This is a genomic window from Inhella sp. (assembly GCF_041912635.1).
Lineage (GTDB): Bacteria > Pseudomonadota > Gammaproteobacteria > Burkholderiales > Burkholderiaceae_C > Inhella.
The window spans coordinates 51,258-70,205 of record NZ_JAYRMO010000002.1 but is presented as its reverse complement, the minus strand read 5'-3'; the positions used below and the strand labels follow the sequence as shown (position 1 = coordinate 70,205).

Sequence of the window (18,948 nt, the reverse complement as noted above, 5' to 3'; positions counted from 1 at the left end):
ACCGGGGCAAGCGGCCGACAATCGCCGGCTTGACTCCCGGAGCCCGTCGCATGCGTCCCGTCCTTCGCGCCCTTGCCCTGTCTGTGACCCTGGCCCTCGGTGCCGCCGCCCAGGCCGCCGTGGACATGCCGCCCGGCATCGCCTGGCGCGCGGCGGCGCAGGACAGCGACATCGAGGCCGCCTTCGCCGCGGCCAAGGGCGAGAACAAGCCGGTGCTGCTGTACTGGGGCGCCAAGTGGTGCCCGCCCTGCAACCAGCTCAAGGCCACGCTGTTCAACCGCGCCGATTTCATCGAGCAAAGCCGTGCCGTGGTGCCGGTGCAGATCGACGGCGACCTGCCGGGCGCGCAAAAGCTCGGTACCCGCTTCAAGGTGCGCGGCTACCCCACGCTGATCCTCTTCAGCCCCAGCGGCCAGGAGCTGACCCGCCTGCCCGGCGAGGCCGATGCCGAGCGCGTCGTCAAGCTGCTCCAGATGGGTCTGTCGGGCGGCCGACCCATGAAGACCGTGCTGGCTGAGGCTCGTGCCGGCAAGGCGCTGAAGGCCGGCGAGTGGCAACTGCTGAGCTACTACAGCTGGGACACCGATGAGCAGCAGCTCGTGCCCGCCAAGGAGCGCGGCGCCCTGCTGCAGCGCCTGGCCACCGCCAAGGGTGTGCCGACCGACGCCCGCACCCGCCTGAGCCTCAAAGCCCTGGGCGCCGGAGCCGCCCCCGCCAAGGGCGATGCCGAGCTGCTGGCCAGCGTGCTGAAGGACGCCAAGCAGGTGCGCACCCACCTGGACGTGCTGAGCAACTTCGCCGACGACCTGGTGCGCGCCCTGCAGCCGCAGCCCGGCGCCGCGCGCAGCGCGCTGGTGGCGCAGCTGAACCAGGCCCTGGCCGCCCAGCAGGCCGACGCCCAGCTCTCACGCGCCGACCGCGTGAACTGCCTGATCGCCCGCGTGCAGCTGGCCCGCATCGACCTGCCCGAGGGCGAGGTCAACCCCAAGCTGGACGCCGCCCTGCTGAATGAGGTGCGCGGCCTGTCCAACCTGATGGACCGCGAAATCAAGGACGGCTACGAGCGCCAGGCCGTGATGACGGCCGTGGGCCATGTGCTGGGCCTGGCCGGCCTGTGGGCCGAGAGCGATGCCATGCTCAAGGCCAATCTGGCCAAGAGCCACTCGCCCTACTACCTGATGAACCAGCTGGGCGCGAATGCGCGCAAGACCGGCCGCAAGGACGAGGCGCTGAGCTGGTACGAGCAGGCCTTCAACAAGAGCGAGGGCCCGGCCACGCGCCTGCAATGGGGCTCGACCTATTTCGAGAACCTGATCAAGCTCAGCCCGCAGGACGGGGCGCGCATCGAGAAGCTCGCCGCCCAGCTGATCGCCGAGGCCGAGAAGGACAAGGGCGCCTTCTACGAGCGCAGCGCGCGCTCGCTGCAGAAGGTCAGCGACCAGCTGGTGCCCTGGGCCAAGGGCGCCAACGCCCCGGTGCTGCAGCGCCTGCAGGCCCAGCTGGGTGGGGTGTGCGCCAAGTTGGACACGGCCGACGCGCAGCGCAGCACCTGCGAAGCCTTGCTGAAACAGAAGGGCTGACATAGCTTTCTGATCCGGTTCACGCTCAGCGGCCGCTGACCCGGCCACCGCCGGCCATGCCCTACGACTACCCGCAGATCCAGGAACTGCACCTGCTGCTGGCGGTGGTGAGCATGGCCATGATCGCGGTGCGCGGCCTGGGCCTGCTGCTGGGTGCGCGCTGGCCGCTGGACAGCCGGCTGCGCACCATCAATGGCGGCGTGGACATCCTGCTCACCGTCACCGGCCTGAGCCTCTGGGGCTTGCTCAACATCAGCCCCGTTCACCATGGTTGGCTGATGGCCAAGCTGATCCTGCTGCCGATTTATGCGCTGCTCGGTGCGCTGGCCTTTGACGCCGAACGCAGCATCGAACTCAGGGCCTCCTGCTACGTCGGTGCGCTGCTTTGCATGGGCCTGATCGTCGGGGTTTCCCAGACACGAGACCCCTGGCTGGGCCTGTTGTGAGAGCGGCCGCGACAATCGCGGCATGAAACCGATCGCCTACACCCGTGCCGCCCGCCTGCCCGAACTGATGCAAGAGCGCATCCTGGTGCTGGACGGCGCCATGGGCACCATGATCCAGCGCTGCAAGCTGAGCGAGGCCGATTACCGCGGCACGCGCTTTGCCGACCATGGCAAGGACCTGAAGGGCAATAACGAGCTGCTGCAGTTCACCCGGCCCGAGGTGATCTCGGAAATTCACGAGCAGTACCTGGCCGCCGGGGCCGACATCATCGAGACCAATACCTTCGGGGCCACCTCGGTGGCGCAGGAGGACTACGACCTCGCCCCGCTGGCCTACGAGATGAATGTGGCCGCCGCCCGCCTGGCACGCGCCGCCTGCGACAAGTACTCGACGCCGGACAGGCCCCGCTTCGCCGCTGGCGCCCTGGGCCCGACGCCGCGCACCGCCTCCATCAGCCCGGACGTGAACGACCCCGGCGCGCGCAACATCGATTTCGAGCAGCTGCGCGCCGCCTATTACGAGCAGGCCAAGGGCCTGCTGGACGGCGGCTGCGACCTCTTCCTGGTCGAAACCATCTTCGACACCCTGAACGCCAAGGCCGCGCTGTTCGCGCTGGACGAGCTGATGGAGGACACCGGCGAGCGCCTGCCCGTCATCATCTCGGGCACGGTGACGGACGCCTCGGGCCGCATCCTCAGCGGCCAGACGGTGACGGCCTTCTGGCATTCGGTGCGCCACGCGCACCCGATCGCCGTGGGCCTGAACTGCGCGCTCGGTGCCAGCCTGATGCGACCGTATCTGGAGGAGCTGGCCCAGGCCGCGGGCGACACGCCGATCAGCTGCTACCCGAATGCCGGCCTGCCCAACCCGATGAGCGACACCGGCTTTGACGAGACCCCCGAGATCACCGGCCGGCTGGTAGGCGAATTTGCCGCGCGCGGCCTGCTGAACATCGCCGGCGGCTGCTGCGGCACCACGCCTGGACATGTGGCGGCCATTGCCGCCGAAGTGGGCCGCTATCGCCCGCGCCCGGCCGGGTTGTTCAGCGCCCTGCTCGCTGCCTGACTCCGCTCCCCCCGAAGCGCCTGCGGCGCCTCCCCCATGGGGGCGCCATCAGCGGCCCGGCAAGGCCGGTTCCGCGATGGCACTTGATCAGGGTGACGCCGTGCGTCGCAATTGCCGCTGCGGCGCGGACGCAGCTGGCGAGCCGTCCACCGGCAGCGGGGGAAGCAACTCCTGCTCCAGCTGCGCCACCACGCCGCGGCGGCGCAGTTCGGTCAGGGCCTTGTTGAAGGCCGCGGCGCGCTCGGCCGAGCGCGGCTCGACGCGCGGCCACACGAGGTGCAGCAGGCCAAGCGAGAGCGGTGCCCCCACGCGCTTGAAGCCCTCCGGCCCGGCCGTGGCCTGGCGCGCTGCCGCCCAGCCGCCGTAGTCGCTCAGCGCCACGAAATCGACGCGGCCGCGCGTCAGCATCTCGAAACACTGGGCCATCTGCGCAACGCGCTCGACCTTGACGCTGCCGCCTTCCACCAGGCGCTGCACGGGCTCGGGCTGGTTGGAATCTTGCAGATGACAGCTGCGCCGGCCGGGCAGGTCGGCCAAGCCGCTGATGGGGCTGTCGGCGCGCACGAACAGATAGGAGCGCACCAGCAGCAGGGGCTCGGAAAACAGGAACTCACGCTCGCGTTCGGGCGTGCGCAGCATCGGGAAGGCGGCATCCACCTGGCCGGCCGCCGCCGAGGCATGGGCGCGCGCCGGGGGCTGGAACTGCAGCTCCAGCTGCACGCCCTGCTCGGCCAGCACCTGGCGCACCAGGGCGGCATAGAAGCCCTGCTGTGGCGGCTCCTTGCCCACGTAGGGCGGGAACTCGTTGCTGACCATGCGCAGCACCGCCGGCTGGGCCCATGCAGCATTGCCCAGCAGCAGGAAGGCGAACACCCGCAAGCGGCACATGGGCCGCAGTGTGCGTCAAGGCCGGTAGCCCGAGCCCTGGGGCAGCACCTGATGCTCCAGCTTGTGCATCACGCCCTCGGCGCGCAGCCGGCGCAGCGCCTGGTTGAAGGCCTCGGCGCGTTGCACATTGCCCTTCACCTGGCGCGAGAACATCAGGAACACCGGTTGCAGCGCCAGTTGCTCGGCCGCCATGCGGAACTTGCGCGCGCCGTCGGGCACCGCGGCCATGCCTTCGAAGCCGGTGTTCTCGCCCGTCACCACGAAGCGCACCCGGCCTAGCGCCAGCATGCGGAAGCAGGCGCCGATCTCGGGTACGCGCTGCATCTGCAGCCAGCCCGCGGCCAGCGCGGCTTCCAGCTCGGGGTAGAGGCGCGCGCCCTGGATGTTGCACAGAGGATGGCCGCGCATGGCCTCCAACCCGCCGCCGGACCAGGGGTCGTCGCGGCGCACGAACACGCGCACCTTGACGTGAAAGATCGGCTCACTGGGGATCAGCTCGCGTTCGCGCTCGGGCGTGCGCGAGAGCGGAAAGACCGCCGTGTAGCGGCCGGCCATGGTTTGCTGGATCGCCCGGTCCGGCGGCAGGAAGTGCAATTGGGCATCGACATCGAGCTCCTGCAGCACGCGGCGCACCAGCACGGCGTAGTAGCCGTTGTCGGCCTGCTTGGCGGTGATGGCCGGCGGCAGCTCGGCCGTGGCCAACTGCCAGGTCTCGCGTGCCTGCGCCGGAAGCTGGGCCAGCAGACCTGACAGGCCCAGCAGCGCCGCCCAAGCCCGGCGCCTCATACCGCCAGACGCATCAGCTTTTCAATCGACAGGCGCAGACGCAGTTCATGCGGGGCCAGGCTCTGGCTGATGGCCTGGCTGGCCAACCGGGTGTCGCGTGGCACCGGCTCGGTCAGCGGATTGCCGCTCTTGCCGATCAGCGCCGCCACCAGGGGCTCGGTGGCCGAGGCGCCGCGTTTGATGACCACGCCCTCCTCGCCATTGGCCAGGCGCACCAGGGTGCCCGGCGGGTACAGGCCGACCGCCTTGATCAGTGCCGCGCCGGCCTCGTCCTGCTGCTTGCGTTCGTCCAGAAAGATGGCGCGCGAGGCCTGGGCGCCGGCCTGGGCCTTGCGCGCGATGCGCGGCGACAGGCGCGCGGCGAACACGTCGATGCGCTGCAGCAGACGCGCCAGGCGCTCGGGCCAGGCACGCTCGGTCAGCGGGCCGGGGCCGGTGTCGTGGTGCAAGCGCACGGAGTTCAGCCAGTTCAGGTCGCTCACGCCCATGCTCTGCAGCAGCGCCGCGGCACGGTCGCCATGGCCGGCGAGCTGGCGCGCCTGTTCGGGGCTCAGGCCCTCGCGCTGCTGGGCCAGCCGGTCTTGCAGCAGACCCAGAGCCAGGTTCATCGACAAGGCCGCGCGCGTGAGCGCGCCGATCATCTCCATCGGCCAGTCCATGCGCTCGGCCGCCAGCTGGCATAGCACCGTGCACAGCAGGGCGTGGCGGGCGGTGTACTGGGCCAGCTCCTGGCTGGCGTCGTGCACCAGCAGCAGCAGGGTCTGGTCGGGGTGACGCTGCAGGCGCTCCAGCGCTTCCTGGTGCAGGGCCTCGAAGCGGCCCAAAAAGTCCTCGGCCTTGGGGTCCTTGAGCAGGTTGTGCACGCGCAACTGCAGGTCCAGCCACTGGGCGTAGTCGCTCGTGACGACGGCGGCGCGCTGGCGCTCGTGCTGGAAATCGGGCGCCACACGGGCGATTTCCTTCAGAGAGGCGTTCTGGTGCAGCAAGGTGTTGGCCTTGGCCGTCATCTCGCGCTGGTAGGCCTCGGTCTCGTGCACCTGGGTGTAGGCGCCGCGCGCCAGCAGTTCGCGCACCACCTCGCTGCCCGGCAGCACGGTGCCGGCCGAGAACAGCAGCTTGCCGCTGGCGTCGCGCAGCGAAAAGCTCAGGCGCTGGCCGGGCTTGAGGGCGTTTGGGGGCAGTCGAACGAGATCCACCCTTCGATTGTCGGCATGGCTCGCCCGGGCTGGAGAGGGGGGTTCCTAGAATCCGGCACGCTTTTCCCGCGTATTTCTGCGCTTTTGGCGTCCTTTGTGGCGCCGCCTGGATCCCCGTCAATGAATCCTCCGCCCCTGAAGCTGTCCGGCCTTGAACCCATGACCATCGGCATGGGCAGCCTGTTCGTCAATGTGGGCGAACGCACCAACGTCACCGGATCCAAGGCCTTCGCCCGCATGATCCTGGCCGGCCAGTACGAAGAGGCCGTGGCCGTGGCGCGCCAGCAGGTCGAGAACGGCGCCCAGATCATCGACGTCAACATGGACGAGGCGATGCTGGACAGCCAGGCCGCCATGGTGCGCTTCCTGAACCTGCTGGCCAGCGAGCCCGATGTGGCGCGCGTGCCGGTGATGGTGGACTCCAGCAAGTGGAGCGTCATCGAGGCCGGCCTGCGCTGCCTGCAGGGCAAGGGCATCGTCAACTCGATCTCGCTGAAAGAGGGTGAGGCCGAGTTCCTGCGCCAAGCCAAGCTGGTCAAGCGCTACGGCGCCGCCGCGGTGGTGATGGCCTTCGACGAGCAGGGGCAGGCCGACAGCCTGCAGCGCCGCAAGGAGATCTGCCAGCGCGCCTACGACGCCCTGCTCGGCATCGGCTTCCCGCCCGAAGACATCATCTTCGACCCCAACATCTTCGCCATCGCCACCGGCATCGAGGAGCACGCGAACTACGCGGTGGACTTCATCGAGGCGACGCGCTGGATCAAGCAGAACCTGCCCGGCGCCAAGGTCAGCGGCGGGGTGTCGAACGTCTCGTTCAGCTTCCGGGGCAACGAGCCGGTGCGCGAGGCCATCCACACCGTCTTCCTGTACCACGCCATCCAGGCTGGCATGGACATGGGCATCGTCAACGCCGGCATGATCGGCGTGTACGACGAGATCCCCGCCGACCTGCGCGAACGCGTGGAGGACGTGGTGCTGAACCGCCGCCCTGACGCCACCGAGCGCCTGCTGGAGGTGGCCGACGCCGTCAAGGGCGCCGCCAAGGACGACAGCGCCAAGCTGGCCTGGCGCAGCGGCGATGTGAACGAGCGCCTGAAGCACGCGCTGGTGCATGGCATCACCGACTTCATCACCGAGGACACCGAAGAAGCCTGGCAGGCCATCAAGGCCGGCGGCGGCCGCCCGCTGCACGTCATCGAAGGCCCGCTGATGGCCGGCATGAACGTGGTGGGCGATCTGTTCGGCGCCGGCAAGATGTTCCTGCCCCAGGTGGTGAAGAGCGCGCGCGTGATGAAGTCCGCCGTCGCTCACCTGATCCCCTACATCGAAGAGGAAAAACGCCAGCTCGAAGCGGCCGGCGCCGACGTGCGCGCCAAGGGCAAGATCGTCATCGCCACCGTGAAGGGCGATGTGCACGACATCGGCAAGAACATCGTCACCGTGGTTCTGCAGTGCAACAACTACGAGGTCATCAACATGGGCGTGATGGTCCCGGCCCATGAGATCCTGGCGCGCGCCAAGGCGGAAGGGGCGGACATCATTGGCCTCAGCGGCCTGATCACCCCGAGCCTGGAGGAGATGCAGCATGTGGCCGCCGAGATGCAGAGCGACCCGCATTTCCGCGACGCCGGCATCCCGCTCTTGATCGGCGGCGCCACCACCAGCCGCGTGCACACCGCCGTCAAGATCGCCCCCAAGTACGAAGGCCCGGTGGTCTACGTGCCCGATGCCTCGCGCTCGGTGTCAGTGTGCTCGGAACTGCTGAGCCCCGAGCGCCGTGGCGCCTACCTGGCCGAGATCCAGGCGGACTACCAAAAGGTGCGCACCCTGCACGCCAACAAGAAGCAGACCCCGCTGGTCACGCTAAATGCTGCACGCGCCAACAAGGCCATCGTGGACTTCCGCAGCCTGCCGGTGCCGCGCTTCGTGGGCGTGCGCCGGCTGGAGAACTACCCGCTGCAGGAGCTCGTGGCCTGCATCGACTGGGGCCCCTTCTTCCAGACCTGGGACCTGGCCGGCCCCTACCCGGCCATCCTGCAGGATGAGGTGGTGGGCGAGCAGGCGCGCAAGGTGTTTGCGGACGCCCAGGCCATGCTGAACCAGCTGGTGGCCGGCCGCTGGCTGCGTGCCGACGGTGCCTTCGCCCTGCTACCCGCCGGCCAGGTGGAAGACGACGACATCGCCGTCTTCGACGCCCACGGCACCCCGCTGATGACCTGGCATGGCCTGCGCATGCAGACCGAGCGCCCGGTGGTGGACGGCCAGCGCCGCCCGAACCGCTGCTTGGCCGATTTCGTGGCCCCACTGCGCGACGGCCAGGCGCAAGACCATGTCGGCCTGTTCGCGGTGACGGTGCATGGCGTCGAGGCCAAGGAAGCCGAGTTCCTGGCCCACCACGACGACTACTCCGCCATCCTGCTCAAGGCCCTCGCCGACCGTCTGGCCGAGGCCTTTGCCGAGCACCTGCACCAGCGCGTGCGCACCGAGTTCTGGGCCTACGCCCCCGACGAGCAGCTGAGCAACGAGGCGCTGATTGCCGAGCAGTACCGCGGCATCCGCCCCGCGCCCGGCTACCCGGCCTGCCCGGACCATCTGGTGAAGAAGGACCTGCTGCGCGTGCTGCAGGCGCAGGGCTTTGGCATGACGCTGACCGAATCCATGGCCATGCACCCGGCCAGCTCAGTCAGTGGCTTCTACCTGGCCCACCCGGAGGCGGTCTACTTCAATGTCGGCCGCATCGGCGAAGACCAGCTGAAGGACTGGGCGCGCCGCTGCGGCCTGGACGAAGCTGCGGCGCGCCGCGCGCTCGCACCCTTGCTCGACTAAGTGCAGCTGCACCTCCAGACCGTCCTGCTGTTCGCCGCGCTGACCACGGCCGGCGTGACGGTCGGCATCGCGCTGCTGGCCTGGCGCGACCGCAGCGCCTACCTGCGCGACTGGGCCGCCGCCCTGGTGCTGGTCTGCGTGGGCATGGCCCTGTACGGCCTGCGCGACGGCCTGTCGGCCTGGCTGGGTGTCATCGTGGCCAATCTGCTGCTGCTCTCCAACCAGGTGTTCAGCTGGAGCGGCTATGCGCGCCTCTTCGGCGTGCGCCGGCCCTGGCCCTGGATCCTCGCGGGCTACCTGGCCGTCGCCGGCGTCTATGCGCTGCTGACCTACGTCTGGGATTCGTACACGCTGCGGGTGCTGTTCTTCAACGCCCTGCTCTGCCTGCTCTCGGCCGCCTGCGCGCTGCTGCTGTGGGACCACCGCCGGCGCATCGGCGGGGCGGTGCTGGCGCTGCCCTTGGGCGTGCACCTGCTGCAGGTGTTCCTGGGTTTGCTGCGCATTGGCATCACGCTGAAGGATGGCGGGGTGTCGCACCAGTCGATGTTCGTCAGCCAGGGACAGATCTTCATCATCATGCTCAACAGCCTGGGCGTGATGGCGATGGCCTTCGGCTTCATGAGCCTGCACGCCGGTCGCCTGCTCGACACCGTGGAGGCCCAGGCCGCCACCGACCCGCTGACCGGCTTGCTGAACCGACGCGGCTTCGACGTCGCACTGCAGCGCGAGTGGCGCCGCCACCAGCGCCTGGAGCAAGGCCTGGCGGCCTTGATGATCGACATCGACCACTTCAAGCAGATCAACGACAAGCAAGGCCACCCGATCGGGGACGCCGCGCTGCGCCACCTGGCCGACACCCTGCGCCAGCAATTGCGCCCCTACGACCTGCTGGGCCGCCTGGGCGGCGAGGAGTTCTGCGTGGTGCTGCCGGGCGTGTCCCCGGCCCTGGCGGCCCAAACCGCCGAGCGCCTGTGCCGGGCGCCGCTCAGCTTCGTGCCCGAAGGCGAGTCCATCCCGTTGAGCATGACCGTGTCGATTGGCGTGGCGAGCTGCAGGCCGGACGATGCGCACCCCGACGCCCTGCTGGCCCGCGCCGACCGCGCGCTGTACCAGGCCAAGCAGCAGGGCCGTGACCGTGTCGTGCTCTCCGAACCCAGCGCCTGATGTACATCCCCCCGCTGCATGCTGCCCCGTCCGACTCCGCCTGCATCGAATTGCTGCGCGCCCACCCGCTGGGCACGGTGGTATGGCAACAGGCCGGCCGCCTGGAGGCCACGCCTCTGCCCTGGCTGTTGCGCCAGCGCACCGGCCTGCAGCTGGCCGGTCACCTGGCCCGCGCCAACCCGCTGCTGAAGGCGCTGGCGGCCGGCCCGTTGCCGGTGCTGGTGATCTTTCAGGGGCCGCAGGGCTACATCTCGCCCAACTGGTACCCCAGCAAGCCCGAGACCGAGCGCGTGGTGCCGACCTGGAACTACAGCACCGTGCACGCCCATGGCCAGCTGCGCGCGGTGGCTGAACCCGGCTGGGTGCGCAGCCTGCTGCAGGAGCTGACCGCCCACCACGAGGCCGGCCAGCCCAAGCCCTGGCGCCTGGACGATGCCGCACCCGGTTTCATCGATGCGCTGCAGCGCGCCGTCGTCGGTGTCGAGCTGGCGGTCGAGCGCCTGGAGGGCAAGTTCAAGCACGGCCAGGACGAAGAGCCGCGCGACCAGCAGGGCAGCGCGGACGCCCTGCGCGCACGCGGCCAGCAGGCGTTGGCCGACGCGATGCAGCGCTGATCCTGGCTTCCCCGGCCCGGCCGGAGGCACCGGCTGGGCTAACCTGGGCCTCTTCGACCGCGATGCGCCTGCCCTTCCTCACCCCCCTGCTGCTCTGTCTGGCCCTGCTGACCGGCACGGCACACGCGTTGCCGCCTGAACTCAGCGATGCCGTGCTCAGCCAGTACCGCATCGACAGCTGGCAGGCCGAACAGGGCCTGCCGGTGAGCGCGGTGCAGACCCTGCACCAGACGCGTGACGGCACGCTCTGGGTCGGCACCGGCAGCGGCCTGGCGCGCTTTGACGGCATCGGCTTCACGCTGGTGCAGCCCGAGAAGGTGCCGGCGCTGGGCCGCCGCCCCATCTTCGGCCTGCTGGAAGACCGTGAGGGCCGCCTCTGGGTGGGCCATGCGGGTGGCGCCGCACGCCTGCGCGAGGGCGTGTGGGAACCGGCCATCGATCCCGCGCTTCTGAACGGCCGACGCGTGTGGGCCTTTGCACAGGCACCCGACGGCAGCGTCTGGGGTGCCACCGAGGGCGGGCTGGTGCATTGGCAGGGTCAGCAGATCACGGTCTACCGCGGCACCGATGGTCTGCCCGGCGAGCGCCTGCGCACCCTGGTGTTCGACCGCGAGGGCGTGCTGTGGATCGGCAGCACCGGCGCCGGCCTGTTCCGCCTGCGCCCGGGTCAGGCGCAGTTCGAGCCCGTGGCCGGCTTTCCGCACACCGAGGTGCGCCACCTGCTGGCCGACCCGGAAGGCGGCGTCTGGGCCGCCACGCCCGGCGCCGGCCTGGTGCGCGTGCACGCCAACGGCAGCCTGCAGCGCTACGGCGTGGCCCAGGGCCTGCCCACCGATCAGCTGACCTACCTGGTGCGCGATACCGAAGGCGCACTGTGGATCGGCACCTGGGGCGCCGGTGTGAGCCGCTGGCGCGATGGCCGCTTCAGCAGCGTGAACAGCGCCTCCGGCCTGGGCGGCGACCAAATCTGGACCGTCTACGCCGACCGCGAGGGCAGCCTGTGGGCCGGCAGCTGGAATGGCGGCCTGAACCGGCTGCGCAAGCGCGGCTTCCCGGTCGTCGGCAAGCCCGAGGGCCTGGCGGCCGACAACGTGCGCGCCGTGCTGCAGGCTCGCGACGGCACGCTCTGGGTCAGCACCGCCGGCGGCGGAGTCAACCGCATCCTCGGCGACCGGATGCAGACCCTGGGCCTGCGCGAGGGCCTGGCCACGCTGGAGATGTCGGCCCTGTACGAGGACCAGGACGGCGCCATCTGGCTGGGCAGCTACACCGCCGGCCTGGCGCGCTGGCAGAACGGCCGCATCGAGCGCTTCGGCACCGCCCAGGGCCTGCCGCATGTGGACGTGCGCAGCCTGCTGCGCGACCGCGAAGGCCGCCTGTGGGTGGGCACGCGCAGCGGGCTGGCGCGCCAGCAGGGCCGCGGCTTCGTCGCCGTGGACGAACCCGGCGCGCCCAAGGAGGGCGTGGTGGCCATGCTGGAGGACCGCCAGGGTCGCCTCTGGTTCGCCACCACCGGTGACGGCCTGGTGCGCTACGAGAACGGTCGCTTCAGCACGCTGACGCGTCAGGATGGGCTGCCCTCCAACTGGATCCTGGCCCTGCACGAGGACGCCGACGGCACGCTCTGGATCGGCACCAATGGCGAGGGCATCAGCCGGCTGCGCGACGGCCAGATCCGCACCGTGCGGCCCGGCGACGGGCTGTGGGACGGCCTGACCCAGGTCTTCATCGCCGACGACCAGGACCGCCTGTGGATGAGCTGCAACCGCGGCTTCTACTGGGTGGCGCGGCGCGAGCTCAACGATTTCCTGGACGGCCGCCTGGCACGCGTGCAAACCACCGGCTACGGCGTGGGCGAGGCGCTGCGCTCCCCCACTTTCTCCGGCGGCCTGCAGCCGGTGGCGGCGCGCGACCCCAAGGGCCGCATCTGGCTGCCCTCGCTCAAGGGCCTGGTGCAGGTGGACCCACGCCGCCTGCCGCAGTTGGGCAGCCCACCGGCAGTGCGCATCGAGTCCATCAGCCTCGGCGGCCAGGCCGTGCCCCTGGAGACCGAGCTGCTGCTGCCCCCGGACTCGGTGCCGCCGCTGACCCTGCGCTACGCCGCCGCCACCGTGCAGCACGCCGAGCGCGTGCGCTTTCGCTACCGCATGGAGGGCATGACGCCGGACTGGATCGAGGTCGGTGGCAGCCGTGAGGTCAGTTTCCCGGCGCTGCCGCATGGCCAGTACCGCTTCCACCTGGCCAGCAGCCTGGACGGCCAGCATTGGCTGGAGAGCGCCCAACTCGCCGTGACCGTGCAACCGCGCCTGCACGAACGCCGTGGCGTGCAGGTGCTGGCTGCGCTGGCGGCGCTGCTGGCCGTCATCGGCCTGTACCAGTGGCGCACCCGCCAGCTGCGCCTGCGCCAGACTGAGATGGAGCGCCTGGTGGCCGCCAAGACCGAGGAGCTGCGCCGCGCCAACGAGCACCTGGCCGAGCTGTCGTTCTCCGACGCCCTCACCGGCCTGGCCAACCGCCGCCGCTTCGACGAGCGCCTGCAGCAGGAATGGCGCCGCTGCGCTCGCCAAGGCCAGAGCCTGGCCCTGGTGCTGGCCGACATCGACGCCTTCAAGGCCTACAACGACAGCCTGGGCCACGCGGCGGGCGACACCGCGTTGCGCGAGGTGGCCGAAGTGATCCGCCACACCAGCGGCCGCGCCAGCGACTGCGCCGCCCGCTACGGCGGCGAGGAATTCGTGCTGCTGCTGCCCGGCCTGGACCTGGATGCCGCCCGAACCCTGGCCGAACGCCTGCGCGCCGCCTGCGAAGCCCGCGCCCTGCCCCACCCCGCTTCCCCCGCCGCCGCCGTGGTCACGCTCAGCCTGGGCGTGGCAGCCTGCGTGCCCGACGCCAGCGCGGACCCAATGAGCCTGTTCACGGCGGCGGACGCGGCCTTGTACCGGGCCAAGCAGGGTGGGCGGAATCGGGTGGGGTGAGCGGCTAGGCTGCTGGCCCTTGCGCTTGAGTTGGCTGTTGGCTGTTGGCTGTTGGCTGTTGGCTGTTGGCTGTTGGCTGTTGGCTGTTGGCTGTTGGCTGTTGGCTGTTGGCTGCTTGGAGCCTCCCCTATGCCAAGCCGAGGAGCACAGAAGAGTGGGCCCGCGCGCGTCAGCGCGCTTCAAGTTCTGACTCGGCCCAACTGTCTGAGCGGAGCGACCGTAGGAAGCGCAGTGCGTTTTGGGCCGGGGCCCGCTCTTCGCGCACCGCAGGGAACCCCTCGCCGCAGGCGAGGGGCGCAGGCATCGGGGTCGCCTTTCTTGGCCTACCTTCTTTGGCGAAGCAAAGAAGGTAGGTCGGCTGCCAGGCCGAGACCCGGCGGGCTCTCGCCTTGTGCAGCCAGACGAGGCACCAACAAGGACGGCGAATCACCCGACGCATCACCTGTTTCGCCACTGGCATGGCCGCCCGGCCCACCCCGCACTAGGATGCCTGCCACCCCGAGACGGAGACCTCCCATGGAAGCAGCCAGCGACAGCCTGCGTGCCGAACGCCTGTCCCAGATCGACGCCATTGCCACCGCCAGACTGAGTGCCGAGCGGCGCGCGGCGTTCAGCTTGTTTGCGCAGGATTGCCTGAGCCAGTTCGATGCCGACGACCTTGCGCAAGAGAGCGCCGACGACCTGGCGGGTGCGCTCTTGTCGCATTGGCAGTTCGCTCAGCAACGCAGCGCAGGCAGCCCCAAGGTGCGCCTAATCAATCCGAACGTGGGCGAAGACGGCTGGGCGGCACGCCACTCGGTGCTGGAGATCGTCAATGACGACATGCCCTTCCTGGTGGACTCCACCACGGTCGAGATCAACCGCCAGGGCCTGACGCTGCACTTCATCGTGCACCCGCTCTTTGCCGTGGCGCGCGACGGCGCCGGCAACCTGACCCAGCTCGCCCGCCCCGCGGACGCCGGCGATCTGCCGCGCGAGAGCTGGATGCAGATTCAGGTGGATCGCATCGTGGAAGTGGAACGCCGCCAGGCCTTGGTGCAGGGCATCGAGGCCGTGCTGGCCGATGTGCGCGCCTCGGTGAGCGACTGGCGAGCCATGCTGGCGCGGCTGACCGACGCGATTGCCGAGCTGGATCAGGTGCCGGCCTCCGTCGACCCGGCCGTGGTGGCCGAGAGCCGCGACTTCCTCAACTGGCTGGCCGACGACCACTTCACCCTGCTGGGCTACCGCCAGCATGAACTGCGCAGCGAAAACGACGAGGAAGTCCTGCACCTGGTGCCCGGCTCCGGCCTGGGCGTGCTGCGCGAAACCGCCGAGGAACAGCGCTCGGCCAGCTTTGCCGTGCTGCCGCGCGAGGCCAAGGCGCTCGCGCGTGCGCCGCTGCCGGTCCTTGTCGTCACCAAGGCCAACAAGCGCAGCACCGTTCACCGCCCCGGCTACACCGATTACGTGGGCGTGAAGCGCTACAACGCCGCCGGCGAGGTGGTGGGGGAGCACCGCTTCCTGGGCCTGTACACCTCCACCGCCTACATGGCGCGAGTGGCCGAGACGCCGCTGATCCGCGGCAAGGTGGAGGCGATTGCGCGCCGCGCCGGCTACCCGAAAGGCTCGCACCGCGCCAAGGCCCTGGCACACACGCTGGAAACCTACCCGCGCGACGAGCTGCTGCAGGGCAGCGAAGACGAGCTGTACGAAACCGCCATGGGCATCCTGGCCCTGGGCGACCGCCAGCGCCTGCGCCTGTTCCTGCGCCGCGACCCCTTCGACCGCTTCATCTCCTGCCTGGTCTACGTGCCGCGCGAGAGCTTCGGCACCGAGCTGCGCATGCGCATCCACGACATCCTGCTGGCCGCCTTTGCAGGCAGCAGCGCCGAGTTCGAAGTGATGCTGGGCGAGGCCGGTCTGGCCCGCATCCATTTCTATGTGCGCACCACGCCAGGTGCCATTCCCGCCTACGAGCGCAAGGACCTGGAGGCCAAGCTGGCCGCCGCCGCGCGCCGCTGGAGCGACCAGCTGCGCGATGCCCTGGTCGAAGCCGAAGGCGAGGCGCGCGGCCTGGCGCTGTTCAAGGCCTGGGAAGCGAGCATTCCGGCCGACTACCGCGCCCGCGTGTCCGCCCGCGCCGCCGTGGCCGATGTGCGCAAGTTTGCGCAGTTGAGCCCCGAGAACCCGGTGGCGGTGGCGCTGTACCGGCCGCTGGGGGCCGAGCCCGATCAATGGGGCTTCAAGGTCTACCGCCTGGGCGGCGCCGTGGTGCTGTCCGACAGCCTGCCGATGCTCGAGCACATGGGCGTGCGCGTGATGGGCGAGCACAACCACCGCATCGCCGCCGGCAAGGTGTCGGTGCACGACTTCGACCTGCGCGCCCAGGTGCCCGACCACATCGACGTGCAGACCATGGCGCCGCTGTTCGAGCAGGCCTTCACGCAGGTGTTCGCCGGCCAGGTGGAGAACGACGACTTCAACAAGCTGGTGCTGCGCGCCGGGCTGCCGCCGGAAGAGGTGGTGATCCTGCGGGCCTATGCCAAGTACTGCAAGCAGATCGGCTTTGCGCTCAGCCAGGCCACCATCGAGGCCACGCTGGCCAGCCACGCGCCCATCGCGCGCATGCTGGTTCAGCTCTTCAAGCTGCGCTTTGACCCGGTGCATGCCAACCCGGAGGGCGAGGCCGCGCAGGTGCGCGCCATCGAGTTGGCGCTGGAGAAGGTCAGTGGCCTCTCCGAAGACCGCGTACTGCGCCAGCTGCTCGCGCTCATCCAGTGCACCTTGCGAACCAACTTCTGGCGCACCGGCAAGGGCCATAGCGGCGAAGCCGGCCCGCGCCGCGAATTTGTGAGCTTCAAGTTCGACTGCGCCCGCGTGCCCGGCCTGCCCGAACCGCGCCCGCTGTTCGAGATCTTTGTCTACGCGCCGCGTTTCGAAGGCGTGCACCTGCGCGGCGGCAAGGTGGCGCGCGGCGGCCTGCGCTGGAGCGACCGCCTGGAAGACTTCCGCACCGAGGTGCTGGGCCTGGTGAAGGCCCAGATGGTGAAGAACACCGTCATCGTGCCGGTCGGCTCCAAGGGCGGCTTCGTGCTGAAGAAGGCCCCACCCGCGAGCGACCGCGAGGCCTTCATGAAGGAAGGCGTGGCCTGCTACCAGAACTACCTGCGCGGCCTCTTGGACCTGACCGACAACCTGGTCGGGGGCAAGGTGGTGCCGCCGCCGCACATCCACCGCCACGACCCGGACGACGCCTACCTGGTGGTGGCGGCGGACAAGGGCACCGCCACCTTCAGCGACTACGCCAACGCCGTCAGCCTGGAGTACGGCCACTGGCTGGGCGACGCCTTTGCCAGCGGCGGCAGCGTGGGCTACGACCACAAGGCCATGGGCATCACCGCCCGCGGCGCCTGGGAGAGCGTGAAGCGCGCCTTCCGTGAAATGGGCCACGACACCCAGACCCAGCCCTTCACCGTGGTGGGCGTGGGTGACATGTCGGGCGATGTGTTCGGCAACGGCATGCTGCTCTCCACCCAGATCCAGCTGCTGGCGGCCTTTGACCACCGCCACATCTTCCTGGACCCGAACCCCGACTGCGCCATCTCGTTTGCCGAGCGCCAGCGCCTGTTCGCGCTGCCCCGCTCCTCCTGGGCCGACTACAACCCCCAGCTGATCAGCGAGGGCGGCGGGGTCTGGTCGCGCAGCGAGAAGTCCATCCCGATCTCACCCCAGGTGCGTGAGCGTCTGGGCATTGACGCCGAGCGCCTGACACCGCTGGAGCTGATGCACGCCCTGCTGAAGGCCCCCGTGGACCTGCTCTACAACGGCGGCATCGGCACCTACGTGAAGGCGAGCAGCGAAAGCCACGCCCAGGTGGGCGACCGCGCCAACGACGCGCTGCGCGTGAACGGCAAGGAGCTGCGCTGCAAGGTGGTGGGCGAAGGCGGCAACCTGGGCTTCACCCAGCTCGGCCGCATCGAAGCCGCGCAGGCGGGCGTGCGCCTGAACACCGACGCGATCGACAACTCGGCCGGCGTGGACACCTCGGACCACGAGGTCAACATCAAGATCCTGCTCGGCCTGGCGCTGGCCGATGGCGAGATGACCGAGAAGCAGCGCAACGCCCTGCTGGCGCAGATGACCGACGAGGTCGCCCAGCTCGTGCTGCGCGACAACACCTTCCAGACCCAGGTGCTGTCCGTCACCAACCGCCTGGGCAAGGAACTGCTGGAGCAGGAAGCGCGCTTCATGCGCTTCCTGGAAAAGGCCGGCCGCCTGAACCGCGCCATCGAGTTCCTGCCCAGCGAAGACGAGATCGCCGAGCGCAAGGCCGCCGGCGGCCAGCTCACCACGCCTGAGCGCGCCGTGCTGCTGGCCTACAGCAAGATGTGGCTGTTCGACGAAATCATGAACAGCGACCTGCCCGAGGACCCCTGGGTGGCCACCGCGCTGCAGCGCTACTTCCCGGTGCCGCTGCGCGAGCAGTTGGGCAGCTACATCCCGCGCCACCCGCTGAAGCGCGAAATCATTGCCACCCACGTGCTGAACAGCATGGTCAACCGCGTCGGCGCCACCTATGTGCACCGGCTGGTGGAAATGACCGGCGCCAAGCCCGCACAGGTGGTGCGCGCCTACCTGATGGCGCGCGAGGTGTTCGGCCATGTGCCGCTGTGGCAGCAGGTCGAGGCCCTGGACAACAAGGTGCCCGACGCCATCCAGGCCGAGCTGCTGATCGAGGAAGGCCAGCTCACCGCGCGCGCCACCACCTGGTTCCTGCGCTCGCGCCGCCTCAGTGAAGCGCTGCAGCCCACCATCGAGCGCCTGCAACCGGCTGTCAGCGCACTCGCCGCGCGCCTGGCCCCGGAGGCGCAAGCCAGTGAACTGGCCCAGCGCTGGATCGCGGCCGGCGTGCCCAGCGCCCTGGCCGCCCGCGTGGCGGCGGCCGAGTCCCTGCTCTCCGCTCTGGACGTGGCCGAGGTGGCCGATTCGGTGCAGCGCAGCTTTGACGAGGTCAGCGCCGTGCACGTCGCCGTGGCGCGCCAACTCGGCCTCTCGCGCCTGGCCGGCTTGATCGAGCAACTGCCCGCCAGCAGCTACTGGCAAAGCCGCGCCAAGAGCGCGCTGGCCGATGACCTCGCCAGCCTGCAACGCCAGCTTTCGCAAGACGTGCTGGCGGGAGGCGGCGGCTCGCTGGAAGAGATGCTGGCGCGCTGGCAGCAGCTCAACGCCGCCACGCTGGAGCGTGCGCAGCGTCTGCTGGCCGATCTGGCCGAGACGCGGCAGGCGGATCTGGCGATGTTGTCGGTGGCGATGCGGGAGTTGCGCAACCTCGTTTGAGTGGGGCAGCGCCCTGATGGCGCGACGGGAACGGCGGGCAATGCCCGCCGTTCCCACTTGTGGTGCGAACTGGATCAGCGCTGGCGCC

The 18,948-nt window shown here is 69.8% G+C and carries 11 protein-coding genes; 8 read left to right on the top strand and 3 right to left on the bottom strand.

Annotated features, from left to right (window positions below):
- Positions 1-50 precede the first annotated feature (50 nt).
- Genes ACE3QP_RS01365 through ACE3QP_RS01355 form a run of 3 tightly spaced genes read left to right on the top strand, consistent with a single transcriptional unit; the run spans position 51 to position 3,092 of the window.
- Complete coding sequence (locus ACE3QP_RS01365) at positions 51-1,580, top strand: thioredoxin family protein (RefSeq protein WP_374432953.1); 1,530 nt, start codon at positions 51-53, stop codon at positions 1,578-1,580.
- A 56-nt stretch (positions 1,581-1,636) separates the two neighbouring features.
- The gene (locus ACE3QP_RS01360; RefSeq protein ID WP_374432952.1) at positions 1,637-2,026 is read left to right on the top strand and encodes a SirB2 family protein; all 390 of its coding nucleotides are present in this window, start codon (positions 1,637-1,639) and stop codon (positions 2,024-2,026) included.
- Between the two features lie 22 nt (positions 2,027-2,048).
- Positions 2,049-3,092 (top strand): homocysteine S-methyltransferase family protein, encoded by a 1,044-nt coding sequence (locus tag ACE3QP_RS01355; RefSeq protein WP_374432950.1) that lies wholly within the window; start codon positions 2,049-2,051, stop codon positions 3,090-3,092.
- 87 nt (positions 3,093-3,179) lie between these two features.
- Here the strand turns inward: ACE3QP_RS01355 and ACE3QP_RS01350 are convergent, their stop codons facing one another.
- From ACE3QP_RS01350 to ACE3QP_RS01340, 3 genes are read right to left on the bottom strand one after another with little or no spacing between them, the layout of a single operon-like run.
- Positions 3,180-3,980 (bottom strand): substrate-binding periplasmic protein, encoded by an 801-nt coding sequence (locus ACE3QP_RS01350; RefSeq protein WP_374432949.1) that lies wholly within the window; start codon positions 3,978-3,980, stop codon positions 3,180-3,182.
- Positions 3,981-3,995: 15 nt separating this feature from the next.
- Positions 3,996-4,766 carry a substrate-binding periplasmic protein gene (locus ACE3QP_RS01345; RefSeq protein ID WP_374432947.1) on the bottom strand — a complete coding sequence of 257 codons (771 nt, stop codon included), beginning with the start codon at positions 4,764-4,766 and terminating at the stop codon, positions 3,996-3,998.
- Positions 4,763-5,962 carry an HD-GYP domain-containing protein gene (locus tag ACE3QP_RS01340; RefSeq protein ID WP_374432945.1) on the bottom strand — a complete coding sequence of 400 codons (1,200 nt, stop codon included), beginning with the start codon at positions 5,960-5,962 and terminating at the stop codon, positions 4,763-4,765. Before ACE3QP_RS01340 ends, ACE3QP_RS01345 begins: the two co-directional genes overlap by 4 nt.
- A 120-nt stretch (positions 5,963-6,082) precedes the next feature.
- Here ACE3QP_RS01340 and metH point away from each other — a divergent pair, with 120 nt between their 5' ends.
- From metH to ACE3QP_RS01315, 5 genes are all read left to right on the top strand, one after another.
- Positions 6,083-8,788 (top strand): methionine synthase, encoded by a 2,706-nt coding sequence (gene metH, locus ACE3QP_RS01335; protein ID WP_374432944.1) that lies wholly within the window; start codon positions 6,083-6,085, stop codon positions 8,786-8,788.
- Positions 8,789-9,952: a diguanylate cyclase gene (locus ACE3QP_RS01330; RefSeq protein WP_374432942.1), complete on the top strand. Its 1,164-nt coding sequence runs from the start codon at positions 8,789-8,791 to the stop codon at positions 9,950-9,952.
- Entirely contained in the window at positions 9,952-10,566 is a 615-nt protein-coding gene (locus tag ACE3QP_RS01325) for an FMN-binding negative transcriptional regulator (protein WP_374432940.1), read from the top strand. The genes ACE3QP_RS01330 and ACE3QP_RS01325 overlap by 1 nt, the downstream gene beginning before the upstream one ends.
- A 62-nt stretch (positions 10,567-10,628) precedes the next feature.
- Positions 10,629-13,541 carry a two-component regulator propeller domain-containing protein gene (locus ACE3QP_RS01320; protein WP_374432938.1) on the top strand — a complete coding sequence of 971 codons (2,913 nt, stop codon included), beginning with the start codon at positions 10,629-10,631 and terminating at the stop codon, positions 13,539-13,541.
- Between the two features lie 516 nt (positions 13,542-14,057).
- On the top strand, positions 14,058-18,860 hold the full coding sequence (locus ACE3QP_RS01315; RefSeq protein WP_374432936.1) for an NAD-glutamate dehydrogenase: 4,803 nt from the start codon (positions 14,058-14,060) through the stop codon (positions 18,858-18,860).
- The last annotated feature ends 88 nt before the right edge of the window (positions 18,861-18,948 follow it).

Coding starts and splice junctions, on each gene's coding strand:
- ACE3QP_RS01365 (WP_374432953.1), top strand. CDS start 51: ATGCGTCCCGTCCTTCGCGCCCTTGCCCTGTCTGTGACCCTGGCCCTC.
- ACE3QP_RS01360 (WP_374432952.1), top strand. CDS start 1,637: ATGCCCTACGACTACCCGCAGATCCAGGAACTGCACCTGCTGCTGGCG.
- ACE3QP_RS01355 (WP_374432950.1), top strand. CDS start 2,049: ATGAAACCGATCGCCTACACCCGTGCCGCCCGCCTGCCCGAACTGATG.
- ACE3QP_RS01350 (WP_374432949.1), bottom strand. CDS start 3,980: ATGTGCCGCTTGCGGGTGTTCGCCTTCCTGCTGCTGGGCAATGCTGCA.
- ACE3QP_RS01345 (WP_374432947.1), bottom strand. CDS start 4,766: ATGAGGCGCCGGGCTTGGGCGGCGCTGCTGGGCCTGTCAGGTCTGCTG.
- metH (WP_374432944.1), top strand. CDS start 6,083: ATGAATCCTCCGCCCCTGAAGCTGTCCGGCCTTGAACCCATGACCATC.
- ACE3QP_RS01325 (WP_374432940.1), top strand. CDS start 9,952: ATGTACATCCCCCCGCTGCATGCTGCCCCGTCCGACTCCGCCTGCATC.
- ACE3QP_RS01320 (WP_374432938.1), top strand. CDS start 10,629: ATGCGCCTGCCCTTCCTCACCCCCCTGCTGCTCTGTCTGGCCCTGCTG.
- ACE3QP_RS01315 (WP_374432936.1), top strand. CDS start 14,058: ATGGAAGCAGCCAGCGACAGCCTGCGTGCCGAACGCCTGTCCCAGATC.